This is a genomic window from Methylobacterium sp. R2-1, assembly GCF_014191355.1.
Taxonomy (GTDB): domain Bacteria; phylum Pseudomonadota; class Alphaproteobacteria; order Rhizobiales; family Beijerinckiaceae; genus Methylobacterium.
In genome coordinates this window covers 183,216-206,463 of the sequence record NZ_JACHWM010000001.1, presented here as the reverse complement: position 1 = coordinate 206,463, position 23,248 = coordinate 183,216, and the positions used below count along the sequence as shown (strand labels likewise).

Sequence of the window (23,248 nt, the reverse complement as noted above, 5' to 3'; positions counted from 1 at the left end):
GTGGCCAGCATCTTCTCCGGCAAGGCCGGCCGTGAGGCCGCGATCTGGGGCGCCCAGCAGCTCCAGCAGGGCGAGAACGAGGCGAAGGACGCGCTCGACCAGGGGCTCGGCTTCGCCAAGGATCAGTACGGCAAGGCCTCGGGCCTCTTCGGCAACCTCGCCGACGAGTACCGGGGCGGCGCCAAGCTCTATCAGGATGCGCTCGGCGTGAACGGCGCCGACGCTTCGAGCGCAGCGCGCTCCGCCTACACGACCGGCACCGGCTACACCTTCAACATGGACCAGGGGCTCCAGGCGCTCGCCCGCGCCAGGGCCGTCAACGGCACGCTCGCCTCGGGCAACGCCGATACCGACGCGATGAAGTTCGCCTCCGGGCTCGCCAGCCAGGACTTCAACAACTGGCTCGCCAACCTCGCGAACCTCGACACGAAGCGGGCGACCGCCGTCTCGGGGCAGGCGGGCGCGGAAACCGGCCTCGGCAACGTCGGCTTCCAGACCGGCGTGGCCAAGGCCGGCGTCTCGACCGACACGGCCAAGGGGCTCTCCACCGTCGGGCAGGAGGGCCTCATGGCCGGGCAGCAGGCGGCCGAGAACCGGTTCGGCGCTCTGATGGGCGGCGCGAACCTGCTCGCAAAGGGCATTGGCGCCATGTCGGGCAACCCGGCCGCGCTGAGCAACATCGGCAGCAACATGTCCTCTGCCTTCTCGATCTTCGGGTGACGCGATGAACGGTGCGACCGTCTTCCAGATGATCTCCGGGCTCGGGGACTCGTTCTCGAAGAGCTACGACGCCGCGAAGAAGGATGGGCTCGCTGCCGACCTGGGCGAGAAGATCCGGACAGGCGACTTTGCTGGCGCGGCAGACGTTGCGCTCAAGGGTGGCGACCTGAAAACCGGTCTCGAACTGGTGAAGCTTGGGGAGACGCGTGGCGCAGGCAAGCGTCTCGGCGAGACGCTTGGGGGCTTGTTCGGTGGTGGCGGGGGCGAGGCCGCGCCGGCTACCTCCGGCGATTTCGGCAGCAACCTAGGCCGGTCCTACCGACAGGGCGAGCTATCGAGCCCGGCACGCGCGGAGGGTTCGCTGCCGTCGTTTGCTGGGGGCGGCAACGGTCCAGTGACGCTGCCGGGCGGTGACGGCAACATTCAGACCCGCTTCGTAGATGCCCTGAAGGCCGGCGGCCTCACGAACCCGAACGGACTCGCGGCGATGGCCGCCTATGCGAGCCGGGAGAGCGGCTACAAGCCCGGCAACATCATGGGGTCGTGGTCGGATCCGAGCGAGAGCGGGCAGCCCGGAACCTCCGGCGGCATCCTGTCCTGGCGCGGCGACCGCTTCGCCAACATGCGGCGCCTGACCGCCGGGGCCAAGGATCCGGTTGCGGCGCAGGCGACCTTCGCCCTCACGGAAAGCCCCGAACTGACGCTGGCCCTCCAGAACGCAAAGAGCCCGGAGGAAGCCAATCAGTTGATGGCGAACGCTTGGCGTTTCGCCGGTTACAACCGGCCCGATGGCGAGTTTGCGGCCCGCCTCGGCACGACGCGCCAGTATCTTACTCGCCTGGGCGGCACCCCGACCACCGCGCCGGCCGCGACGCAGGTCGCCTCCGCCGAGCCCGACGCGGCGGATCTCCCGGCGCAGGGCACGGTGAATGCCGGCTTCCAGATCCCGGAGGGGCAGCCGCAGGCTGCGGCCCCATCCTCGTCGGCGCCGGCGGCCTCCGCCCTTCCGCCTAGCCTTCAGACCGCAGGCGCTCTTGCGCAGGCACGGTTGCCGACCGGCGTCGCGGGGCCAGTTCTGCGCGCCGCTCCCGGTTCGCCTCAACGTGTGCAGGCGCTGATCCGTGCCTCGCTGATTCCCGGCCTCTCGGAACAGCAACTGAGCACGGTGCGCACGCTCCTCTCCAGCGAGATCGAGCAGAGCAAGCTCACCGGCGACCAGCGCGACTACGCCCTTGCGCAGTCTCAGGGCTTCGGCGGCACCTTCATCGACTTCAAGAACGCGCTGAGCGGACAGTCGAAGCTCATGAACGTCCCGGCCGGCACGACCGTAATCGACCCGGTAACGCGCCAGCCCGTGTTCACTGCGCCCGACAAGGACAAGACGGTCGAGAACGAGCGCAAGGGGCGCGAGGAGGCGCAGGGTATCCGGCGCGAGATCCAGGGGCTCGCTTCGTTCAAGAACTACGAGCAGGCCCTCCCGATATATCAAGCGATGGTCGAAGCCGCCCCCCGCAACAGCAAGGCGGCCGACCTCAATCTCGTCTACGGCCTCGGCAAGATCATGGACCCCGGCTCCGTGGTCCGCGAGGGCGAAATGGTGATGGTGAAGAACACCGGCTCGCTACCGGACTGGCTCGTCGGCTCCATCAACAGCCTCAACGGCGGGCAGGCCCTTACACCGGAAACCCGCACGGCGATCATGACGGAAGCGTTCGGTCGCATGCAGGCTTACGAGGGGGCACTTGGACAGGAAACGTCCCGCTACCGCGATATCGTCACCCGCGGTGGCATCAATCCCGACGACGTGCTTCCCCGCTTCTCTCCGGTGAAGCCCTACGAGCCGCCGAGGAAGGCTGAGTCCGAGGCGGGAGCGAAGCCCGATGCTGGCCCGAAGAGCCCGCCGAAGCGTGTCGAGGGTGGCCGCCCGCCGGACGGCTACACATGGGAAACCTACCTCTCCAAGGCGCAGGGGATCGTGAAGGAACGCCCCGACCTGCGCCCGCAGGTCGAGGACATGCTGGCCAAGGCCGGCATCGCGCCGGAAAGGCTTGGACGATGAGCGACCCCTTCGACGCCCTGCTGTCAGCGAACCCGAAGCCTCAGGCGGCAATCTCCGCGCCATCCGATCCGTTCGAGGCACTTCTCGCCGCGAACCCGAAGCCCGCACCCGTCACCGACGCCCCCGCCGCCGGGCAGCCCGGCAGTGAGGCGGCGGCCGTCGGGCGCGGTATCATCAACGGCGTGCCCGTCGTCGGCCCCTACCTGCTCGGCGGCGTAAACCGCGCAGTCGCCGGCATCCGCTCGCTCAAGAACGACACGAAGTTCTCCGACGAGCTGAAGACTGTCGAGGGATTCGGCGAGGCGACCGCGAACGAGAGCCCGACCGCCACCATCGGCGGCGAGGTGCTGGGCGGGGTCGTCGGCATGGCCCCGGCCATCGCGGCGGCGCCGGCCGTGTTCGGCGCAGGCGCGGCGTCGCTGCCGGTGCGGACGGCGGCCTCACTCGCTTCGGGCGGCGCGATCGGCGGCGCGGACGCCGCCGTACGTACCGACGGAAGCCTTCCTGCGACTCGCGACGCGGCCATTCTTGGTGCCGTCGTCGGCGGCGCCTCGCCCGCCGTCGGCAATCTCGTCGGCCGCGGCGTCCGCGCCATCGGCGAGGCCGTCGCCGGTCGCGCCGCCCCGGTGCCGGGGCTCAACGCGCAGGCCGCCGGCAAGCTCGCCGACGATCTCCGCAACTCCGGCGGTCCCGACCCGGTGCGCGCTCGCCTGACCGAACTCGGCCCCGATGCGATGCTGCTCGACGCCTCGCCCTCGTTCGAGGGCCGGGCGCAGGGCCTCGCCGTCTTGCCCGACACCCGCGAGGCCGTGACACGCCCGCTGATCGAGCGCGCTCGCGGCGCCAACGCCCGGCTTGGCCGAGATATCGACGCGGACGTCGGCCCGGCCACGAACCCGGCCGGCTTCGAGCGCACCCTTGAGGCCGAGTACGAGCGCGTTGTGCCGCCGCTCTACGCCCGCGCCTTCGCCGAGCCCATCGAGGTCGATACCCGCAACGTGCTCGGCATGATCGACAGCCTCGCGGCGCGGGAGAAGGGCGGTGCCGCTACCGGACTCGCCCGTACCCGCGAGTTGCTGATGATGGACGGCCCCGTGGACGCCGCCGGCATCCCGACCCGCGTCCCAGACCCTCGCCCCGAGGCGCTTCACAACGCCAAGGAGGCGCTCGACGCGATGATCGCGACCGTCCAGGCGCAGGCCGGCGGCTCGGCTCGCAACAGCGAACTCCGCGCGCTGACCACCGCCCGCCGCTCGCTGAACGGCACCCTTGAGACGCAGGTGCCGGGCTACGGCGTCGCCAACCGCTCAGCCGAGCATTTCTTCCGGCAGCGCGAGGCGTTCGGGCGCGGCCAGACCCTGCTCAACGGTGGCCGCGAGGCGGTGCGTCCCGGCCAGTTGGCGGAAGAGACCGCGACCATGACGCCGGAGGTAGCGCAGGCACAGCGCGACGGTCTCCGCGCCGAGGTCGATCGGCTGGTCGGCACCAAGGCCAACGACCGTGTGGCGCTGGCCGATGCCGTGAAGGGCGAGGGCGACTGGAACCGGGCGCGGATGAACACCGTGTTCGGCGAGGAGCCGACCACCAGTCTCGTCGGCGCCGTCGAGCGCGAGCGGGCCTTCGATGCCTCCCATCAGCGCATCGTCAACAACTCCATGACCGAGTTGCGCAAGCGCGCCGCCGACGATCTCGCTCCCCGCGCGCTCGATCCCGGCTCGGGCGAGGTCGGCACCATCGTCGCGGGCGCGGCTGGCGGTGTGCCGGGCATGGCGGCGGCGCAGGGCGTGAAGGGGTTGAAGGCCACGGCCAACGCCATGGGCCGCGAGGCGGACATTGCGCGCAACCGCCAGATCGCCGAGGCGGTGACGATGATCCCCGGCGAAGCGCTCGACGCGCTGATCGCGGCACTCAACGTCAGGGCGCAGGGCTCGGCCAGCGCGCAGAATGCGGGCGATGCCCTAGAGCTACTGACGCAGGCGCTACTTCAGTCCCAGGGCGACCGCAGCCGCCGCATCGTGCCGTCGGGTCTCCTCGGCCAGAAACCGTAGAGGCCGGCAGCACCGATCACGCCAAAAACGAGGATCGTCGCTACCCCTTCGCCGAAGGTTTGGCCCATCCATCCGCTGAAGCCGGGAACGAGCGTACGGGCGCCCGCAACAACCGCCGCCATGATCGCGGCATAGAAGACGAACGCGAGGGCGATGAGGAGCCAACGGGGCATGGTGGGACGGTAGCACGGCAAAGATCCAGACCGAAGCTGACCGCGGCATCGCAGCAGGTTTACAAAAAACGGACCGATGGTTTATAAAAAACCATGGTCAAGCCCATCAATTTCGTGAGGTCAATGATTCTGCGCAGCGTCGCGGACCATCCGACTGATCTCGTGACTCATACGGCGCGCACCTTCGGTATGACGCGGATGGGGGCGCACAAGCACGTTGCTCGCCTTGTGGCCGAGGGGCAGCTCGTGAAGCAGGGCCGCGCCAAGGGTACGCGTTATGAATTGGCGAAGATCGCCGAAAGAATGGGCGTGGTGGATATTACCCCAGAAACCCAAGACGACACCGTATGGACCGAAGTAATCGAGCCTCTGCTCGCTGGCATACCTGAAAACGTAAGGTACATTTGCTACTACGGTTTTACTGAGATGTTTAACAACGTCATTGATCACTCAGAGTCGGACCGTTGCCTTTATCACCTTGTGAGGACACCTGTTAGCATTACGTTTACCATTCACGACTATGGTGTTGGCATCTTCGATAAAATTGCCAAGCACTTCAACCTATCAAGCCGCCGCCACGCGATTTTGGAGCTGTCAAAAGGAAAACTTACTTCATTTCCCGAGCGGCACAGCGGCGAAGGAATATTCTTCACGTCCCGGATGTTCGATAATTTTGTCCTGTTGTCGCAGGATTTATTTTATCAGCGGAAGCGTGAAGAAAATGCTGAGTGGCTGATCGAGTCCGATGAGAGTAAAAATTGGCAGGAGGGTACCGTCGTGCGAATGAGCATCGCGGCTAACACGACGCGGAAGGCGAATGACGTGTTCCTAGAGCATATGGACGATGACGCCGGCTTCTCAAGGACGCATGTTCCAATGACTCTTGCCAAGCTCGGAGAAGGTAGCTTCGTGTCGCGCTCACAAGCCAAGCGCGTCCTTGCACGCTTCGAGAAGTTCTCCGAAGTCTTTCTTGACTTCAGGAACGTTGACGAGATTGGACAAGCATTCGCTGACGAAATCTTTCGCGTTTATGCGAAATCTCATCCGGGCACTCAGATCGTGTATGTCAATGCAAACCCCGATGTGGAGCGCATGATCCAGCACGCGAAGCGCAACGCGGCCGACGGGTGATGCCCCCGGCCACGACCCCTTGACCCGTCGGGCAAAACCCGCGATTTGATCACTGTGCCGCGCCCTACGCGCTGGCCCTGACCAAGCCCCGCCCCCGTGCGGGGCTTCGTCGTTTCAGGCTCTCCCCATGCTCAAACCTCTCGCCGCCGCGCTCGCTCTCGCGCTCGGCCTGATCTCCGCTGCATCGGCCGCCGAGTCCTGGTCGAAGTCGCGACAGCAGATCCTCGATGCGTCGGGCCGCCCCCTGCTCGTGCCGAGCGTCGCCTTCTTCAAAGCCGGCACGACCACGCCGCTCGCGGTCTATTCGGATGCCGCGTTGACGAAGCCGCTCGCCCAGCCGGTGAAGGCAGACGGGACCGGCCGATTCCCGCGCATCTACCTGCCGACCGTCCTCTACGCCGAACAGGTGACCGGCCCTTACGGCAACCTTCTCTGGTTCGACGACGGCCTCGGCTACGTGCCCCCGACAGCGGATGGTGGCGGCGGGAGCGGCACCGTCGATCTGACCGCGATCGCCGCGACCGGCGATGTGAAGTGGCGCATGGACGCCGGGATCATGCCCGGCTGGGTGCGGATGAACGGCCGCACGCTCGGCGGCGCGGGATCGGGCGCGACGGAACTCGCCTCCGCGACCGCCTCGGCCGCCTTCGCTTATCTCTGGAACACCTTCCCCGACACGGTCGCCTCCGTCGTCGGTGGGCGCGGCACCTCGGCGTCGAGCGACTTCTCGGCCGGCAAGCAAATCGTCATTCCGACGATGCAGGGGCTCATGCAGGCTGGTCTCGACGACATGGGGTCGAGCCCGGCCGGTCGTCTCCAGACCATCACCGACATGACGCTGTCGGCCGGGTCGACCACGGCGACCGTTTTCAGCTCCGCCCGCCTCACCATCGGTATGACGGTGACCGCTACCGGCATCTCGGCCGGCACAACGATCGCGGACATCAACGGGACCACGATCACGCTCTCGCTGCCGGCGTCGGCGGGTTCCACGGGTACGGTGTCGGGTGCACGGTTCTCAGCGCTGGGCGACGCGCAGGTGCCCGGCCAGATCGGCGGCGATGCGCTCACCGGACTGTCCAACAGGAACCTGCCGGCGACGTTGCCCGGCGGCTCCGTGACCGTCGATTATCCGGCGCACAGCTACATCACGCACGAGACGCTCGCCGCGGCTTCCCTGTCCTCCTCCACGGGCTCCGTGACCGTGTCGAACCTGCAGCAGGGTCTCGCGAACGCCAACACCGGTGTCCCGCCGGCGAAGACGTTTGGTGTCTCGCAGCCGAACCCCGGCGGAGGCCTGCCGTTCTCGAACCTCCCGCCGACCCGGCTCGGCACCTTCTTCCTGAAGCTCTGACGCCGATGCCGTCCTTCATGAACACGCTCGGCGCCGTCTCCCGGCTGGGGCAGTGGCGCTTCCGCCATGTCTTCCGAGCGGCCGACGAACGCGGTCGTCTCGATCTCTCGGATGAAGGTCTGATTGATTTCTCGGCCTGCTCCGAGGTGCTGCTCACCGTGACGCCGCGCGCGCCGCATCGCGGATGCTGGAGCGGCCACGCGCCGGAGCCGGTGATGACGGCCTCCCTCGCGGCCGGATCGCTGGTCGTCTCCAATCCCGGCATCGTCGAGGCGGTCTTTCCGGTAGGCTCGCTACTCTGCGTCCCGCCCGGCCTCTACGACGTGCGGGTCTTCGTCACCATCGGCCCGGAGACGGAGCAGGTTTTCTCCGAGCCGGTCGAGTTCGCCTGAGGTCGCCACTATGCCGAGCTATCCGGTTCGCCCAACATTCCCGATCGATGTGCGGTCGCCCTCTGCGACGGTGCGGGTCGGACGGCAAGGCACAGCAGTGACCCTTGATGTGGTCGGGAACGGCTCCGGCGACGGACAGGTCACGGCAAACCAATTCTTCGCGGCTCTTGAGGCACTTCGCCCGGGCGCGACTGCGATCATCCAGGATGCGGTGTCGTCCGACCCGGGCAATCCCATCAACCGGGCATATCGCACGACCGCGTTCGTCTCCCCGGATTGCGCGCTCCTCACCTTCGTGAAGGAGACGCTGAACTTGAGCCTCGTGCAGGTGTCCGACCTGCTCCTCTCCGCCGCGCTCCAGCCGAAGTGAAGGCTTTTCACATGATCCGCTCCATGCGACTCGCCTTGGCGCTGGCAATCGCCACTCTCGGTCCGGCCGTCTCGCCAGCCTCGGCCCAAACCTTCACGCTGCCCGAACTCGGCCTCCAGAACGGCGGCGCGTGCCCGGACCTCGCGGTGCGGGAGCGGACCGGCAAGACGATGGTCTCGGTCGGCTGCGTTGACGGCACCGCCAAAACGATCCGCTGGAAGGGCGAGGGCTCAGGCATCAACGTCACGCCGACCACGTCGGCCGCCTCGGGTACGCTGGCGCGCCTCATGGCGGATCGGGCGCCGCTGGCGAGCCCGGTGTTCAGCGGATCGGTGAAGACGACCCTTCCTGCGGGCTGCATCGATAGTACGGCCGGCAAATGGACCGGCGACTACACATCTACCTGGATCCCGGACTGCTTCGGTACGTGGCAGGCCGGAAGCTCTGGCGCTATCCCAATCTTTGCAACTCGTGGCACCACATCAAGTAATCACACCTACCCGCCTGACCCGGGCGCCGGCACTCCGTTCACGCGTGGCGGCGCGTATCAACTCGTCAACGGCCGCGCCGATGGAGGGGTGCAGCAGCAGGTCAGCGGCTCGTTCATCAACATGGACGTGGTAGGCGGCTCCGTTTCCGAGGCCCATCCATCCGACGAGCTATCCCCCAACGCTACGGGCATGCTGATTTCGGGGCATCAGCATCCAGGCCCGAACGGAGAAAGGCCTCCGACCTATTGGGGTCTGAACATTGATACCGTGATCGGTAGCGGGTCCAAGCAGGTCCAAACCTACGGGATCGAAATGGACCATAGCAATTTCAACGGCGAATGTATCGTTGGCGGACAGCCGCCGGCGGGTCAGTCTTTCAACTGTACGTCTGCATGGTTTTTCTACGGCGGTATCAATCCGTATCCGAACCTAGCATTCCATTATTTCGGAAACCCAATCACTTACCCCTATTCGGGGACGGTGACGACTTCTGGCAACACTTTCACATTCGTCTCTGGTACCGGCGGGCGCACAAAGTTCGACCACAAGATCAACCGCATCGATTACGGCGGCCAGCGCTATCGCGTCGACTGCACCGATGGTTCCACCTGCACCGCTGATCGACCCATCGGCAACAACTCCACTCCCGGCGCTTGGGCTGGAACAAGCTCGATGGCCCACTATGGGCTGTTCTTTCAAGATAACGACAACGGTTCTCAGGTCCAAGACGCTGATTTTCTAATGAACGACAGCGCACGGGCTATCGTGCAAGCGACCGGCAATCACAAGGTTGGCTTGGACTTCACGGCAGATGCCATGCCGTTCGCCGCTTACTTCAAGTCTGGACAGGCAGTTTGCTACAACGGCACGTTCATGTGCATGAGCCAAAGTAGTGCTCTCAAGGCTTGGATGTTCCACACCGGCCCGGACCAATCCAGTGCAGTCGCTCGTATCGATGCGAACGGCAATCTGTCGATGAACGGCACATTGACCGCGAACGGCAACGTCTCGACAGGCGCTTACTTTGCCTCAGGCGTCGCGGGCGTGTCATGCAACGGCCCGCCCACGCAGCAGTTTCAGGTCGTTGGCGGGATCGTCACGCGATGCTGACAGGCTCGCACCAAAGTCTCGCCGGCTCCCACTCGCACTGCTCGCTCAAGGACCCGGAGAACACGGCGTCGAGCCGAAGCCGCTCGGCCTCGACGACCGGACCGTCCACGGCGACCGGCCGGCAACGCCCGTTCCAGCCCGGAGCCACGAAGTCCGGGTTGTGCAGGGCATGATCGGACGCTTCCGAGAAGAAGGCCCGGTCGCCGCCGTCGATGTAGCTCTCTGCCGGCAGGCCTTCAGCGAGCAAAATGTCGTGGCTGTCGAGTTCGACGTGCCAGTAGGTGACGCTGGCGACCGGCTCACGGGTGACGGTGGTGCCGTTGATCAGGCACATCACGGGCACGAGCACGCCGCCCGCGTTGTCGGCATCCGCGCCGACCAGCACCGGGTGTCCGGGCGAGAGGAAGAGATCGCGCGACGGCAGTCCGCGACCGGAAGCACCAGCCCGGACGCGAACCGGCTGCTGGTTGAAGGCGAGCGAGCCGCTCTTGGCGGTGATTTCGCGATGCCCGATCCAGACGATGGGCCGCAGCGCACCGGCGGCCGTGACGGCGAGGTCGCCGACGCGGAGATCCTCAACGACCATCTCGCCTCGGGCGGTGCTGATTTTTGTGCCGGTCGTGAAGCAAAGAGGGTCAACGTAAGAGCCAGCGTTCAAACCAACGACGATATCGTTGCCGTCGCTTGAGATAAGTCGAGTCGGTTCAAACGGACGTCCTGGGAAAAAGGCACCAGGTCCATTCAGGTTGTAGCTAACTCCTCCCGCCTCGAAGCTCACACTGCCAACGCGGTAAGTGTATGTCGGAGCGCCAACCTGCGTCCGCATGAATTCTTTCTGGAGTACGTTATTCGCGCCGTTGAAATTCGATAGCGCGGAAATCGTTTGGCCCCCGACGGTACCAGAAATTACAACGACTTCATTGGTCGCGTCGTCGACTGAAAACGTACCTTGCGCGACGATTGCCTGGGTGGTCCCGTTCGTTACGGTAAACGGCACATCTTTTGTCGCCATCTTCGTCTCCAGCCCGAGGTCGCCTCTTCATGCCAACAGGGCACGCTGAGGTTGCCGGAGTCGATGCCCGAAAAGCCACACTCACCTATCTTGGGTTGGTTGGGAGAGCGTCGGGCGAATAGCTGAACGCCGCAGCCCGCGGCGGTCGACCATCGAACAATCGGACCGACCATGCTCCTGCAACGCCTCGCGGTGCGGGCCGCTCTCGCTTGCCTCGTGCTCAGCGTGACGCCGGCCCGCGCCGAAATCGCATCGTGGTACGGGCCCGGCTTCCACGGGCGGCTCACGGCCAACGGGGAGCGGTTCGACCAGAACGCCCTCACCGCCGCGCACCGCACCCTGCGCTTCGGCACTCGCGTGCGGGTGACCAACGCCGCGACCGGCCGCTCCGTGGTCGTGCGCATCAACGATCGCGGCCCGTTCATCGCCGGCCGTTCCATCGACCTCGCCCGCGGCGCCGCCCGGGCGATCGGCTGCGGCACCTGCCGCGTCGCTCTTCAGCCCCTCTGACCCGCACAGCGCCAGGAGCGCCGATGTCCCGCCTCGCCTACTATGCCGACTTCGTGTCGATGCCGGCGCTCGCGCTGGCGCTGATCCTGTTCGGCGGCGCCACGCTGCCGGGCATCTTGTTCGGCCTCGTCGCCTGGACGCTGGCCGAGTACGTGATCCACCGCGTGCTGTTCCACCGCCTGCCGCTGTTCAAGGCGGGCCACGACGAGCACCACGCCAAGCCTTCGGGCCGCACGGGCGTCACGTCCTGGCACTCGCTCCTCGTGTTCGGCGTGCTGTTCCTGTTGCTGCCGGCCGGCGTGCTCGCGGGCCTCGCCCTCGGGTATCTGGCCTACATCGCGGCCCATCACGCCGTGCACCACTGGAGGGTCGCGCCGGGGCACCCGCTCTATGGGCTGAAGATCCGCCACGCGATGCACCACCGCGGCGACGAGGTGAACTTCGGCGTCGTCACCACGGCCTGGGACCGGGCGTTCGGAACGTACCGGCCTATCCGGTCAAAACCCGGTCAAATCTAGTCCACCCGCTAAGCCTCTGATCCGACAGGCTTCCGCGCCCGTCTGACGGCGCCGGATCAAAGCCCGGTCAAGAACTAGTCCACCCCCACAATCCGGAGACCATGATGGCCGCGAGCCTCAACCGCGCCGCCTTCTATGCGGCCGTGCGCGCATCCCTGTTCGGCGGGCGCCTGACGGCCTCGCAGGTCGCCGGCATGGACGCGATCTTCGACGCCGCGCCGTCCCTGCTCGGCACCACGTCGCTCGGCTACGCGCTGGCGACCACCTTCCACGAGACGGCGCGCACCATGCAGCCGATCGAGGAATACGGCCGGGGCAAAGGAAAGAGCTACGGGCCGACCGGCTTCTGGGGCCGCGGCTTCGTGCAGCTCACCTGGGAGACGAACTACGCCAAGGCGACCACGCGACTGCGGCAACTCGGCTACCTGCGCGCCGACGAGGATCTGGTGAAGACGCCGAAGCTCGCGATGCGCCTCGACGTGGCGGCGGCGATCCTCTTCTACGGCATGGTCGAGGGCTGGTTCACGGGCAAGAAGCTCTCCGACTATTTCGGGGGTGGCCGATACGAGCCTGTCGGAGCCCGGCGCATCATCAACGGCACCGACAAGGACGACCTGATCGCGGGTCAGTGCGGCTCCATGGTCGATGCTCTGCGCGCGGCGGGGCACTCGGTGATCCCGACAGTCCCCAGCTCGCAAGCTCCCCTCCTAAGCTCCCCTCCTAACGAGCCTGCCCCCACCGGCGGGCGTCTTCGTTCCGGGGTCCAGGCGACAGGCGGCGCGGTCCGCTCCGGCCTCGCCGGTCTCTACGACCTGATCCACACCTCGTTCCGGAAGGCCTGACCATGGCACGCCGTCCCTTCCTTGCGCGGGCGCGCCTCGGCCTGCGCCGCTGCTGGCGCGCGGCCTCAGGCTGGCGCGTCTACCTGCTCGCCGGCATCATGGCGCTGCCGGACGTGCTCGACGCTATGCCGGGCATCGACCTCACGCCGCTGCTGCCGGAGTGGCTGCCGGGCGCCAAGGTGGCGACCTTCCTCGCCGTCGCCCGACTCGCCGCTCGCGCCTACGCGACGAAGCTCGCGGCTCTGCCGGCGCGGGAGCCGCCCCGATGAGCCTCCTCGGCTTCTTCACCAACCCGATCGGAAGCCTCCTCGGCACCGTGGGCTCTGGCCTGATCAAGGTGTTCGGCAACTCGGTCCTGCAGCCGATCCTCAAGGGGATGGAGAACGGCCAGAACACCCAGCGCGACGTTGCGGTCCAGGTCGTCCAGGCCGAGATGGCGGCCAACCAAGCGAAGGCGGCGATCGCACCGGCCTTCAAGGGGCTGATCTACGGCATCGGCATCCCGCCCGCGATCCACTTCGGGGCAGCCTGCCTGACGAAGACGTTCGACCTCGGCTGGAACGTCGAGCCGCTTCCGCCCGAGTACGTGGCGATCGAGGCCACGATCCTGACGGCCTTCTTCGTCTCCTCGCCGCTCACGACGCTGGCCCGCGCCGGTGCCGCTCGCCTGCTGAAAGCCTGATCCGATGGACACCTCGTTCCTCTCGCCCGGCCCGATCACTTGGGCGCAGGTCGTGGCGCTCGCGGCCTTCCTGTTCGCCCTCGGCAAAGGCGCGGATTGGGTCATCGGCAAGCTGCGCACCGGCACGAGGGACGCGGTGTCCCCGCTGACGATCGACATGGCGGCGGTGAAGATCCAGATCGCGGCCCAGACCGAAGCCCTGCACAACTTCAAGGTCGAAGTCGCGCGAACCTACGTGACCGGCGACGTCATCACCCGGCTCGAGCGACGGATCGACGACCTGGTGTCTTCGGTGCGCGACGAGATGAAGGAGACTCGCCAGACCATGCTCAAAGCGATCACGGGGCGCTCGCCCCCCTGATCCCCATTATCCCCACTCGTCCACAGACCGCCCCGGGGCCTCGGCCTGTGGAGCGGTTCAACAAGATCGTTGAAGCGTTAATGCCCCGGGGCTTCGGCCCTGGGGCTTTTTTCGTTGTCGCTTCGGAACGCCTTCCAGGCGGCAAACTCTGTTTCGAATTTTCGCAAAACAACGTCGCAGGCAAACGCAAAATCTTCTACGTCTTTATTCGATACGGTATCTTCTGGGGCCTGGGTTGATGAAAATATAATCTGACGGAGATTTTCGTAAAGTTTGTACAGATTTGCTCCGTCTCCATGGGATTTGAGCGTATAAAATATGAAATCTGCGGGCGTTTTTCGCTCGTGTATTGGTAGTTCTGAAATTATGGCGGCCATTTTGGCCTCAGCGTCCTGAAACGTATCGAATATTTTGTCTTTCGGAGTGGGAAGCCTTTTCGTCTCGGATACCTGCGAGTTATCGCTTGGTTTTTTGCTTGCAATGAATTCCGCAGATGTCTTTGCTTCTTGGATTAGTTCTTTGAACGATGCTTTGGCTCCTCCGGGCAAAGTCAGTTCCTCAAGGCGCTGAGCAAGTGATGCAAGCTGCGAGCGCAATAGAATGAGCAATAGCGCTACAACTGACGGCCATGCCAATGAGGCGATGATGCTGGAAAAGAATTGTAGCCAGTCCATTCTAGCCTCTATTATTGATATGCATGGCATCGACATAGAAGGCATCTATTGAGCCGCCGCGAGCATACGCTTCCGCACCTCAGCCATGCGGTCGTCATCACCGACGCCGGCCTCCGCAGCCTGCTCCTTCACGGTCTCGTAGATCTCTCGCACGGTCGCCTCGTCCAGGCCGTGGCCGCGGGCGGCGCTGTGTCAGGTATCCTGCTCCTGCCTGAGGCGCGCCACGCCGCGCACGAGCGCAAGAACCTCACGGCGCAACTGATCGTCCTCGATTTCGGCAAAGGCTCGAATCAGATCGACAGCGCCGCGAGTGCGTAGGAAGCCGAACGCCTCCACTTGCTCCTGCCCAGCGTCGCCATCGTCGCTGTCAAAGAAGGACGAAACAGGCACTTCGAGTACGCGAGTGATTTCGCTTAAGCGGCTGGCACCGACGCGGTTCGAGCCGTTCTCGTACTTCTGGATCTGCTGGAACGTCACGCCGACGGCGTTGCCGAGCGCGGCCTGCGAGAGGCCTTTGGCTTTGCGCAGCACTTGGATGCGCTCGCCGACGACACGGTCTTGCTCGGTTACCCGCCTCGGCGTGGCGTTTGGAGTGTCCATGGCTTCAGGCCCTATATGAGAGAACGGCAGGGCAAGTCGTCGCCGATCCGTCGGGATGCTACGGCAACTTTTACGTGAGGATCTGCGTTGCGGCAACCGCTAGCGCTTCGGTGCCTGAGCCCGTACTCATCCCGCGCCGTTCATGCTAGGCCATGTCTCTTATCAACTGACTGCCGCGAGCATCCGCTTCCGTACTCGGCTGGCCGCTCAGCCCACGAACCCCGGCCCCGCCCGGCTCAGCCGCGGCGGGATTTTTCGGGCGAGACAGCGATTAAACTGTCAAGCGCCGTAGAGGACCTGAGCCTCGCGACTCACGCGCGAAAGATCTTCTCTAAGGTAGTGGATCGCGGCAAGCTGCAGGTTGAGCAGGGACTGCGGCTCCTCCTCTACATCGCGCCTTAGCGAGATATAGAACTCACATCCGCCCACATCTGGCATAGTAAGCTGATTTAAAACAAACTTGAAAAGGCCAAGCCGCGTTGCTGCCTCGAACACATCAAGGAAGGACGTCGGGGTGAATACCCAACAATGACAGTTTCGATAATAGCCGGTCGCGTGATCTTCGACAGATTGTTTATAGGCCAGTGCTAAGGCGGCTTCACCGCAGTAGCGTGACGCCTCCAAAGGGGATTTTCCTGCCCAGACTTGAGCAGGCTCAACGGCTAGGGTTTCATATGTGTGTGCAAAGATCTGGCGCACGCTCGGACGATCGTACTCATGCACATCTGCCTCGACCATCTCGGCAATGGTACTTTCGTTGCGACCTGCATCGAACATTAGCCGCCGGTCAGGCAGAGAGAGATTAAGTACGCCGCCCGGACGTAGCACGGTATGTATGCCGCGGAACCAGCCGAGCACGTTGGGAACATATTGGGCAACTTGAGCTGCGATGGCGAAATCATACTCGCTGCGGCCGAGCACATTCCTTAGTGATCCGGAGCCAGACCACGCATAATCTATTGGAACACGATTGCTAAGATCAGCATTGGCCTTAAGATCATAGTCAATATATGTAATACCTAGACCGGTCGGCAACTCAACAGGATTGTTGCCTGGACCGAATTCGAGGCCGGCCCCGGAGGCTAGATCGATATCATGTGTCAGGCAGGCGTATCTCTTATTTCGCGAGCGCCATATTAGAGTTTGCTCAAGAGATCTGGATCCTTTGCGCGCAAGAGAGAGCATAGCTCTTCACCATGGTTGATCTATTGCGGGAGGGGTATTTCGACAAAAAGTCCAACCGATTAAAATGATCCACTTGTCAAATATCTGTCATATATGTGCGCATGTTACACGGATTTCAAAACTAGAACGGTGGAGCGGGTTATGGCACCTCCCGCCGCCCCCGCCAAGCCGCATTTATTACTTGGGCAGGAAGCTCGCGCCCCTATCGGCCTCCGCCGTCCTGAAAAATGCTCGGCGGCGCTCTACGTCATCACGAGGTGCTTGCTGTCTGCCCTTTTCGGCCTCGTCATTGCGTAGAACCAGCCCAAGCAAAAACTCGACCAGCTCCATCATGGCGGGTCGGCCTCATGTCGTCGTGGAGAAATCGACCAGTGATCTCGCCGCGGACCGAGAGAGGGAATTCGGGACCGGGCTCGAAGGTGCAGCGCCAAGTCTCGGCGTCGCGGTCGGTCACGCCTTCTGCGCCCGCGCCAGCAAGATCGCGGTGCGTGCGGCGAATCGTTTGGCTCGCAGCGAACTTGCCGGATCCCGGAGGACCTCAAACGTACGCGGATCGGCTATCAGGGCGAGCGCGACGTTGACCCTGAACCGGTCACCCGTTTGGCGCGGGCGTCACGCTGGTAGGCGAGCGCGGCGTCGACCAGTGCGTTCACCTGCTCGTCGGTGACGGCCTTGGCCTTGAAGAGTTCGCCGACGGTGGGTGATTCGGTCATGGTGCTTACTATGTGCTTACCGGAGAAGGCTTTTGGTAAGCAGAGTAAAGCTAAGTAGTGGTGCCGCAAGAGGGATTCGAACCCCCGACCCCCTCATTACGAATGAGGTGCTCTACCAGCTGAGCTATTGCGGCGTCGCATCCGGCTCGACGCATCGAAGCCTGACGGAATGTGCCGGGTCTTAGACGGCCACATTGCCCTTGGCAAGCCTCGGAGCGGGTCCGAAGCTCGACATCGCGTTGCGGTGTCGGCGGCCTTGTGCGTAAGACCACGCCGATGAACGAGCTTCTCACCACCGACGCCTTGAAGCCACAAGTCCCCGGGGGCCGGAGCAGGCCACCTCTGGTGCTGGCCTCAGCTTCACCGCGTCGGCTGGCGCTGCTTCAGCAGGTCGGCATCGAGCCGGACGCGCTCCTGCCGGCCGATCTCGATGAGACGCCGCGCAAGTCAGAATCACCCCGCGATCTGGCCCGCCGTCTTGCCCGCGAAAAGCTGGAAGCGGCCGGCTCCGCGGCGCGGCGCCGGGATGATTTGCGGGACGCTTATCTCGTCTCCGCCGATACAGTGGTAGCCGTTGGCCGCCGTGTACTGCCCAAGGCCGAACTGCTCGATGAGGCGGCCGATTGCCTCCGGCTGCTTTCGGGGCGAGCGCACCGCGTCTACACCGCCGTCTGCATCCTTTCTCCGAAGAACCGCCGCCGCGAGCGCATGGTCGAGACCCGCGTGCGCTTCAAGCGTCTGTCGAACCGCGAGATCGAGGGATATCTCTCCTCCGGTGAGTGGCGCGGGAAAGCCGGCGGCTATGCCATCCAGGGCCTGGCCGCAGCCTTCGTCGTAAAGCTCGTCGGCTCGCACAGCGCGGTGGTCGGACTGCCGCTCTACGAGACGATGAGCTTGCTCGAGGGTGAGGGCTTCCCCGTCCGTGGCGCTTGGGGAGCTGCGTCGTGAGGCAGGCTGTGAGCAAAGGTCTGGCGCCATGCCCGATCTGCGGCAAGCCGACAAATCCCAAGACCAAGCCGTTCTGCTCACCGCGCTGCGCCGATATCGACCTCGGCCGCTGGCTCGGCGAGCGCTACGTCATACCCGGTCCGGAAGACGAGGATCTGCCCCGGCCGCCGCAATCCGACGAGGAGGATCGCTCCCGCTGAAGCGGAGGCCGGTGTTCGGCAAAAAAGCTTCGCCTTGGCCTACGAGAGGCTGGACAGGCTCGAAACCCTTCACTATACCCCCGCCAGCCGACGACGCAGCGCGACGCGGCGGTTGCCCAGGTAGCTCAGTTGGTAGAGCATGCGACTGAAAATCGCAGTGTCGGTGGTTCGATTCCGCCCCTGGGCACCATCCTTCTGAAGAGCCGTTGAGCCTCAGAATAACCGGGTCCAACCAGTCTTGCCCTCTAGTAGCTGTGGTGCAGGCTGCCGCTTTTCGATTTCTTGACGTCTCGGAGACCGGATCCTTTAGCTGCTCCGGTCGCTCCGGCTGCATCACAGCGCCTTTCACTTCACTGTCATGCGCTTCCACTTCGGCTTGCAAGCACCGCTCGGAGCAGGCCTCAGCACCCCTTCAGCGCCACACGCTGCTGCAGACGAGCGGCGTCCGTCGCATGGCTCACCCAACATTTGCCCGACGAGAGCCAGAGGCTGAGAGCAGGGTTCTTCATGAGGTGATGGCCGAGCCGATATGGAAGCGGCAGAAGACGGCTGTCGCTGCTCACCGTGCTCTCAAGGACAGGGCAGCAATCTTCAAAACGATGATTTCCGAAGATCGGCTGCCCATGCTCCGCTTCTGACCACGCGATGACCCGTGACCTTCATCGACGCGCGCGCCGTTTCTTCAAGGTCAGACAGGCGAAATACGACCTTCGAGCTTGGTTCTGTGAAGTGGCCTAGCGGATTTTCGGCGCCACGCGTCACGGCTATGCGCCTTGATTGCACTTCACTTTAAAGAGTTGTGAAATCTTCGATTCGACGCCGCCTAACTTGATACGAGGCCAGCGCCGAAAGGACGAAGATTGCGCCTCTTAAGCCCTCACCACTCGAAGAACGAGTCGAGCCTCGGCATCAGGCAGATCAGCGTTCCTGCGGCGCCGGCCACACCTGCCACCATCACAATCGCCGCCACAGCCGGGCCTCCGCGTCATCTCTTCGCAGCCATAACGCGGGATGAGCCTGACGAGTTTCAAGCGATCGATCGGAGTGAATAGCAGTTCACTCGGTCACCACTTCAAGAACCGATCCGCACTCGGACGCGCCGCGACGGTTATGGCGATCGCGCCGAGGGCGCCGACCAGCATGATGGCGGCAGCAAGGATCATGACGGTTGCTCCACAGCGCAGATCCAGGGATGTCCTAGAACCAACGACCGGAAACTGTGGCGCGTGCCGTGCGGCAGATTGGCCTGCGTGAGGCAGCCGTCACATCCTGCTCCAGCCCGTCAGCTATCTCGTCCGATTCCCAACCCTCTCAGGATGTCGCCGATCGGATCGATGCGCGCGGCCTTCTGCGGTTGCGTCGCCGCAACCTCCGGAGCGGGCGTATCGGCGGCAGGGCTCTCGGCAACCGGTGCCGGACGCGTCCGCGTGGCAACCTTCGCGGCGCGATGGCGCCGCATGGCCTGAACTCTCTGCGCGGATTCTGCCTTGGCGAAGTCATTGGCCGCCAGGAGCGCCGCCGTCTCAGAGGAGAGAAGGGTGAAGCTCGCGGGCTTCGGAACCGGAATGCCCTCCAGATCGTCCCGGCTCGACTTCGCCGCGTCCGTCACGGCGGCCAACACCATTTTCTGCCGAGGCGGGTCGGTCCATCCGTCACCGCTGCCGCTCGGCATGGTGTCAACAGCGGCACTCTGCGTGCGCGACGGACCCGAACTCTGCTCTCGAATGAGCGGAGAGGTCGCGACGAGGCCGAAAACCATAACGGCGGCGGTCGTGAAGATGGATCTATAGTGTTCCATGCTTGCAGAACGTACCGCCAAGGTTACGGTTCCGCGGCTCGAATCTGCTGCCGCGGAGTACGCCCGCTCCTTGTCTCGCCCCGTTTTCAGCGGTCTCGCCGGCCCGGTATGACGCCGGTTCGATCAACGCGACTCCGCGCATCCGGGTTCTGCCGCCGATCGCTGCGCGGCCACCGCATCCGCTTGACGTCCCCCGCGCCCGCCGTGCTAGAGACCGGACCCGAAACGGACCGGCTCGAGGGTTCGTTTGTCATCAATCACTTAAGCGCTGCTCCGAACCTATCCGGCACGGAGCGCACGATACGTGTTCGAGCTTCGCCGCGGGTTCTGCTCGCTCTCGGACGTCAGCCCCTCTCTCGCCCCGGTGACCGTTTGAGGACCCTCCTCGATCTCCTGCGGGTGATGCGGCAGCGCGACCGGCGGCGGCTCACGCTTCTCGGACTGGGTCTGGGGCTCGCCGCTCTTCTCGAAGTGGTCGGCGTCGCCTCGGTGCTGCCGTTCCTCACGCTGGTCGGCGATCCCGGCGCGGCCGCACGAATCCCCTATCTCGGCAGCCTGCGCGACGCCCTCGGCCTTGGCGATGACCGCGCCTTCCTGCTCGCCACGGGGTTCGCTGCACTCGCCGCGATCCTGCTCACCAGCGCCGTGAATGCTGCTTTCGCCTACGCACAGCTCCTGTTCGCTCACCTCGTTGGATACGATTTCGCGCGGCGCCTGCTCGCCCGCTACGTCGATCGCGAGCGGCTGTTCTTCACCCACGCCAACAGTGCCGAACTCGCCAAGAACGTGCTGAGCGAGACCGACCGCCTCGTCGTGGGCGTGCTCACCCCGGCCATGGTGATCGCCTCGCGCGGCGCCTCGGCGCTCGCGGTGGTGATCTTCCTCATCGCCTATCAGCCACGGCTCGCGCTGATTCTCGGCGGCGGTTTCGGCGGGCTCTACGTCGCGATCTACCTCGTGATGCGGGCCCGCCTCTCCCGACTCGGCGCACGAGCGGTGGCGGGCAACGAGGGGCGCTACCGGGTGGTGCAGGAGACCTTCGGGGCGCTGACCGAACTCAAGCTCTACGGACGCGCCGAGACGTTCACGGCCGGGTTCGATGCGCCGGCGCGCTCCTATGCCCATGCGCTCGCCTCCAGTCTGGTCACCGGGCAATTGCCGCGCTTCGTTATCGAGTCGCTCGCCTTCGGCGGCGTGATCGCGGTGGTGCTGTTCGCGCTCACGCAGGGCATCGATACCGCCGGGATGCTACCGTTGCTCGGCCTGTTCGCCTTCGCCGGCTACCGCATGCTACCGGCCTTCCAGAACATCTTCACTTCGGTCTCGCAGTTGCGCTTCCACCTGCCCGGCGTGCGCCTGATCGTCGATGCGCTGGCGGGCGAGCGCGAGCAGCACCCCCGCACCGCCGAGCGCCTGCCCTTCGCGCAGGCGATCCGACTGGAAGAGGTCGCGTTCGACTACGAGCCTGGCCGCCCGACCCTACGCGGCATCGACCTGACGATTCCCGCCCACACCACGATCGGTCTCGTCGGCCGCACCGGATCGGGGAAGTCGACCCTGGTGGGCCTGATCCTCGGCATCCTCACGCCGACTCGGGGCCGCATCCTGATCGACGGCAGACCGCTCGATCCCGACAGCCTGCCGGCGTGGCAGAACCGGATCGGCTACGTTCCGCAGGACGTGTTCCTGATCGACGGCAGCATCGCGCAGAACATCGCCCTCGGCATCCAGCCGGAGAGGCTCGACCGATCGGCCGTGGAGCGCGCCGCGCGCCTCGCCGGTGCGCACGACTTCATTTCCGCCCTGAGCCACGGCTACGACACCGGCGTGGGCGAGCGTGGGGCCAGGCTCAGCGGCGGCCAGCGCCAGCGCATCGGCATCGCCCGCGCGCTCTACCACGACCCCGACGTGATCGTGTTCGACGAGGCGACGAGCGCACTCGACGGCGAGACCGAGGCGGCGGTGATGGAAGCGCTCGGCGCCCTCGGCGGTACGCGCACGATCATCATGATCGCCCACCGTCTCACCTCGCTGCGCCGGGCCGACTCGGTCCACGTCGTCGAGGATGGGCGGATCGTCGCCTCGGGGCCACCCTCACAGGTAATCGCGGATCTGGCCAACCCGCCCCCGCTTGGCGGCTTCGCGGTGCAGGCCCGGTAGCGGTCCCGCTTCGGCCCGGCTATCGCTTTCAAGCGAGGCATGGGCGTAGGGGACGGCGGCATGAGCGAGACGGTCGAGATCCGGGCCGGCGACGGCAGCGCGGCGCAGATCGCGCTCCGCGGCGCCGAGCCGGTCTCCTGGCAGGTGGGGGGCCGCGAGTACCTCTGGAACGGCGATCCGAAACACTGGAACCGGAGCGCGCCCTGGCTCTTCCCCGTGGTCGGCGCCTCCGCCGGGGGCCACGTGCAGGTGGAGGGCCGGCGCTACCCGATGGCCCAGCACGGCTTCGCCCGCGACCTGCCCTTTTCGGTGGCCAGCCGGAGCGGAGATGCGGTCTCCTTAAGCCTGAGCGACGACGAGGCAACGTGGGCGCACTATCCCTTCCCGTTCCGGCTGGTGATCGAGGCTCGCATCAGTCCCAAAAAACTCGCCTTCGAGATCCGCGTCGAGAATCCCGGCGAGGCTCCCCTGCCCTACGCTCTCGGCTTCCATCCCGCCTTTCCTTGGCCCTTCGCGGGCGGCGAGCGCCGCGCCGATGGCGGCTACGCGGTTCTGTTCGAGGAGGCGGAGCGGCCATTCGTGCCGGAGGTTGGCGCAGGCGGTCTGCTGGTGCGCAGCGAGCGCGCGCTGTTCCTCGACGGGGCGCGTCTCGACCTCGATCCGGAGCTCTTCACCGAGGCTCTGGTCTTCCTGAACGCGCGAAGCCGGGCGATGCGGTTCGTCGCGCCGAACGGCCGGGCCATCGTCATGCGGATGGAGGATTTCCCCCATCTCGCGGTCTGGACGAAGCCGACGGCGCCATTCCTGTCGCTGGAAGCCTGGACCGGCCATGCCGATTGGGCAGGCTTCGAAGGCGAGCTGCCGGATCGTGATTCGCAGCGCCTGTTAGCGCCGGGCGTGACCGCCCGGCATGCCATCGCACTGACGATTGAAGGGTGAGCCTGACCGTCAGTCGACGGCGATGATGACGTCGGAGCTCTTGATCACGGCATAGGCTTCGCCGCCGACCTTGAGTCCGAGCGCATCGACCGACTCGTTGGTGATGGCGGAGGTGACGACCTGACCGCTGGCGATCTCGATCTTTACATGCGCCGTGGTCGAGCCCTTCTCGACCGAGACGACCTTGCCCTTGAGGACATTGCGCGCGCTGAGCTTCATGGATGGCCTTCTCCGATTTGACGACGGCCCTCCCTGCCC

24 protein-coding genes, 2 tRNA genes and 1 pseudogene are annotated in these 23,248 nt (G+C 65.1%); 19 read left to right on the top strand and 8 right to left on the bottom strand.

The window, feature by feature from the left end; genetic code table 11:
* The 8 genes from FHU13_RS01005 to FHU13_RS00970 all read left to right on the top strand — a co-directional run bounded on the left by FHU13_RS01005 (position 1) and on the right by FHU13_RS00970 (position 9,848).
* Positions 1-720 carry a hypothetical protein gene (locus FHU13_RS01005; RefSeq protein ID WP_183433995.1) on the top strand — a complete coding sequence of 240 codons (720 nt, stop codon included), beginning with the start codon at positions 1-3 and terminating at the stop codon, positions 718-720.
* Between the two features lie 4 nt (positions 721-724).
* Entirely contained in the window at positions 725-2,779 is a 2,055-nt protein-coding gene (locus tag FHU13_RS01000) for a hypothetical protein (RefSeq protein WP_183433994.1), read from the top strand.
* Positions 2,776-4,827, top strand: a complete 2,052-nt coding sequence (locus FHU13_RS00995; protein WP_183433993.1) for a hypothetical protein — start codon at positions 2,776-2,778, stop codon at positions 4,825-4,827. The genes FHU13_RS01000 and FHU13_RS00995 overlap by 4 nt, the downstream gene beginning before the upstream one ends.
* A 266-nt stretch (positions 4,828-5,093) precedes the next feature.
* Positions 5,094-6,131, top strand: a complete 1,038-nt coding sequence (locus FHU13_RS00990; RefSeq protein WP_183433992.1) for an STAS-like domain-containing protein — start codon at positions 5,094-5,096, stop codon at positions 6,129-6,131.
* Between the two features lie 127 nt (positions 6,132-6,258).
* Positions 6,259-7,485: a hypothetical protein gene (locus FHU13_RS00985; protein ID WP_183433991.1), complete on the top strand. Its 1,227-nt coding sequence runs from the start codon at positions 6,259-6,261 to the stop codon at positions 7,483-7,485.
* Positions 7,486-7,502: 17 nt separating this feature from the next.
* Positions 7,503-7,877, top strand: a complete 375-nt coding sequence (locus FHU13_RS00980; protein ID WP_183433990.1) for a hypothetical protein — start codon at positions 7,503-7,505, stop codon at positions 7,875-7,877.
* 97 nt (positions 7,878-7,974) lie between these two features.
* On the top strand, positions 7,975-8,247 hold the full coding sequence (locus FHU13_RS00975) for a hypothetical protein (protein WP_183433989.1): 273 nt from the start codon (positions 7,975-7,977) through the stop codon (positions 8,245-8,247).
* Positions 8,248-8,258: 11 nt separating this feature from the next.
* Positions 8,259-9,848 (top strand): hypothetical protein, encoded by a 1,590-nt coding sequence (locus FHU13_RS00970; RefSeq protein ID WP_183433988.1) that lies wholly within the window; start codon positions 8,259-8,261, stop codon positions 9,846-9,848.
* Here the strand turns inward: FHU13_RS00970 and FHU13_RS00965 are convergent.
* A complete protein-coding gene (locus tag FHU13_RS00965) occupies positions 9,835-10,860 on the bottom strand; it encodes a Hint domain-containing protein (RefSeq protein WP_210287384.1) in 1,026 nt (341 codons plus the stop codon). The genes FHU13_RS00970 and FHU13_RS00965 overlap by 14 nt on opposite strands.
* A gap of 171 nt (positions 10,861-11,031) precedes the next feature.
* Between FHU13_RS00965 and FHU13_RS00960 the strand changes: the two genes are divergently transcribed.
* The 6 genes from FHU13_RS00960 to FHU13_RS00935 all read left to right on the top strand — a co-directional run bounded on the left by FHU13_RS00960 (position 11,032) and on the right by FHU13_RS00935 (position 13,773).
* On the top strand, positions 11,032-11,370 hold the full coding sequence (locus FHU13_RS00960; protein WP_183433987.1) for a septal ring lytic transglycosylase RlpA family protein: 339 nt from the start codon (positions 11,032-11,034) through the stop codon (positions 11,368-11,370).
* Between the two features lie 23 nt (positions 11,371-11,393).
* Positions 11,394-11,888 carry a sterol desaturase family protein gene (locus FHU13_RS00955; RefSeq protein WP_183433986.1) on the top strand — a complete coding sequence of 165 codons (495 nt, stop codon included), beginning with the start codon at positions 11,394-11,396 and terminating at the stop codon, positions 11,886-11,888.
* 104 nt (positions 11,889-11,992) lie between these two features.
* On the top strand, positions 11,993-12,730 hold the full coding sequence (locus FHU13_RS00950; protein ID WP_183433985.1) for a hypothetical protein: 738 nt from the start codon (positions 11,993-11,995) through the stop codon (positions 12,728-12,730).
* Positions 12,731-12,732: 2 nt separating this feature from the next.
* Positions 12,733-12,999 (top strand): hypothetical protein, encoded by a 267-nt coding sequence (locus FHU13_RS00945; RefSeq protein WP_183433984.1) that lies wholly within the window; start codon positions 12,733-12,735, stop codon positions 12,997-12,999.
* A complete protein-coding gene (locus tag FHU13_RS00940) occupies positions 12,996-13,412 on the top strand; it encodes a hypothetical protein (protein ID WP_183433983.1) in 417 nt (138 codons plus the stop codon). Before FHU13_RS00945 ends, FHU13_RS00940 begins: the two co-directional genes overlap by 4 nt.
* 4 nt (positions 13,413-13,416) lie before the next feature.
* Positions 13,417-13,773 (top strand): hypothetical protein, encoded by a 357-nt coding sequence (locus FHU13_RS00935; protein ID WP_183433982.1) that lies wholly within the window; start codon positions 13,417-13,419, stop codon positions 13,771-13,773.
* A gap of 77 nt (positions 13,774-13,850) precedes the next feature.
* On the opposite strand, the gene FHU13_RS00930 is transcribed toward FHU13_RS00935, so the two are convergent.
* From FHU13_RS00930 to FHU13_RS00910, 5 genes and pseudogenes are all read right to left on the bottom strand, one after another.
* Entirely contained in the window at positions 13,851-14,447 is a 597-nt protein-coding gene (locus FHU13_RS00930) for a hypothetical protein (RefSeq protein WP_183433981.1), read from the bottom strand.
* A 192-nt stretch (positions 14,448-14,639) separates the two neighbouring features.
* On the bottom strand, positions 14,640-15,047 hold the full coding sequence (locus FHU13_RS00925) for a helix-turn-helix domain-containing protein (protein WP_183433980.1): 408 nt from the start codon (positions 15,045-15,047) through the stop codon (positions 14,640-14,642).
* Positions 15,048-15,326: 279 nt separating this feature from the next.
* Positions 15,327-16,232: a methyltransferase domain-containing protein gene (locus tag FHU13_RS00920; protein ID WP_183433979.1), complete on the bottom strand. Its 906-nt coding sequence runs from the start codon at positions 16,230-16,232 to the stop codon at positions 15,327-15,329.
* A gap of 450 nt (positions 16,233-16,682) precedes the next feature.
* Positions 16,683-16,945 (bottom strand): annotated as a pseudogene (locus FHU13_RS28490) (hypothetical protein).
* A 58-nt stretch (positions 16,946-17,003) separates the two neighbouring features.
* Positions 17,004-17,079 (bottom strand) — tRNA-Thr (locus FHU13_RS00910).
* A 142-nt stretch (positions 17,080-17,221) separates the two neighbouring features.
* Between FHU13_RS00910 and FHU13_RS00905 the strand changes: the two genes are divergently transcribed.
* The 3 genes from FHU13_RS00905 to FHU13_RS00895 all read left to right on the top strand — a co-directional run bounded on the left by FHU13_RS00905 (position 17,222) and on the right by FHU13_RS00895 (position 18,283).
* The gene (locus FHU13_RS00905; RefSeq protein ID WP_183433978.1) at positions 17,222-17,893 is read left to right on the top strand and encodes a Maf-like protein; all 672 of its coding nucleotides are present in this window, start codon (positions 17,222-17,224) and stop codon (positions 17,891-17,893) included.
* Positions 17,875-18,093: a DNA gyrase inhibitor YacG gene (locus FHU13_RS00900; protein WP_210287383.1), complete on the top strand. Its 219-nt coding sequence runs from the start codon at positions 17,875-17,877 to the stop codon at positions 18,091-18,093. Before FHU13_RS00905 ends, FHU13_RS00900 begins: the two co-directional genes overlap by 19 nt.
* Before the next feature lie 114 nt (positions 18,094-18,207).
* Positions 18,208-18,283, top strand: a tRNA-Phe gene (locus FHU13_RS00895).
* 1,092 nt (positions 18,284-19,375) lie between these two features.
* On the opposite strand, the gene FHU13_RS00890 is transcribed toward FHU13_RS00895, so the two are convergent.
* Positions 19,376-19,912: a hypothetical protein gene (locus FHU13_RS00890; RefSeq protein WP_246714431.1), complete on the bottom strand. Its 537-nt coding sequence runs from the start codon at positions 19,910-19,912 to the stop codon at positions 19,376-19,378.
* A gap of 351 nt (positions 19,913-20,263) precedes the next feature.
* On the opposite strand from FHU13_RS00890, the gene FHU13_RS00885 reads away from it, so the two are divergent.
* Positions 20,264-22,051 carry an ABC transporter ATP-binding protein gene (locus FHU13_RS00885; RefSeq protein ID WP_183433977.1) on the top strand — a complete coding sequence of 596 codons (1,788 nt, stop codon included), beginning with the start codon at positions 20,264-20,266 and terminating at the stop codon, positions 22,049-22,051.
* A 60-nt stretch (positions 22,052-22,111) separates the two neighbouring features.
* Complete coding sequence (locus FHU13_RS00880; RefSeq protein ID WP_183433976.1) at positions 22,112-22,990, top strand: aldose 1-epimerase family protein; 879 nt, start codon at positions 22,112-22,114, stop codon at positions 22,988-22,990.
* A gap of 9 nt (positions 22,991-22,999) precedes the next feature.
* Here the strand turns inward: FHU13_RS00880 and FHU13_RS00875 are convergent, their stop codons facing one another.
* Positions 23,000-23,209: a molybdopterin-binding protein gene (locus FHU13_RS00875; RefSeq protein WP_183433975.1), complete on the bottom strand. Its 210-nt coding sequence runs from the start codon at positions 23,207-23,209 to the stop codon at positions 23,000-23,002.
* Between the last annotated feature and the right edge of the window lie 39 nt (positions 23,210-23,248).